Source organism: Pseudoalteromonas sp. SG43-1, assembly GCF_014164415.1.
Classification (GTDB): Bacteria; Pseudomonadota; Gammaproteobacteria; order Enterobacterales; family Alteromonadaceae; genus Pseudoalteromonas; species Pseudoalteromonas distincta.
In genome coordinates, this window is sequence record NZ_JACJFD010000070.1 from 1 (window position 1) to 693 (window position 693).

Sequence of the window (693 nt, forward strand, 5' to 3'; positions counted from 1 at the left end):
TGGTGTCGTTGGTGTCAACCAGTGCATTAATACTAATGCTTGGGGCCGTGGTGTTGAGTGTTGCGGTTTCACTTAATGTAGTGGTATTACCGGCGTTATCACTAACGCTTGCTTCAATAGTGAGTAGACCATCAGTTAACGCGTTCGGTACATCGGCTGACCAGCTGCCATCGGCTTGTACTGTTGCAGTAAACGTTTCTGTTGTGGTGCCGTCGCTTACACTGATGTTTATCACTGTGCCCGCTGGCGCATTGCTGCTTCCGCTGATTGTTGGCGTGCTGTCGTTGGTTGCGCCGACTGTGTCTAACGTCAGTGTTGGCGCTAAGGTATCTAGGTTGCCCGTTTGTGTCGCGCCGCCGGTGTTGCCTGCATCATCGGTGATACTGGCTTGCACGGTGTAGCTTCCATCTGGTAATTCAGGGCTGGTTGCTTGCCAATCACCGTTTGCATCCACGGTGGCGGTGATTGGGTGTTCATCACCGTTGCTGTCAGTAATAACAATGTTTACAACCGTGCCTTCAGGCTCTGTTGAGGTACCACTAACAACTGGGGTGCTATCGTTGCCAAGGCCCAGTGCATCAACGGTGACGATTGGCGTAATAGTATCCACATTACCACTGCTGTTTGCTGTGCTCTCGTTGCCTGCCGCATCGGTAATACTCGCGCTTACAGTAAAGTCACCTTGTGCAAGGG

1 protein-coding gene is annotated in these 693 nt (G+C 51.8%); it reads right to left on the minus strand.

The genetic code is table 11. The annotated features are described in order from the left end of the window. A partial coding sequence (locus tag H5159_RS20740) for an Ig-like domain-containing protein (protein ID WP_182780969.1) occupies positions 1 to 693 on the minus strand: 693 nt, incomplete at both ends.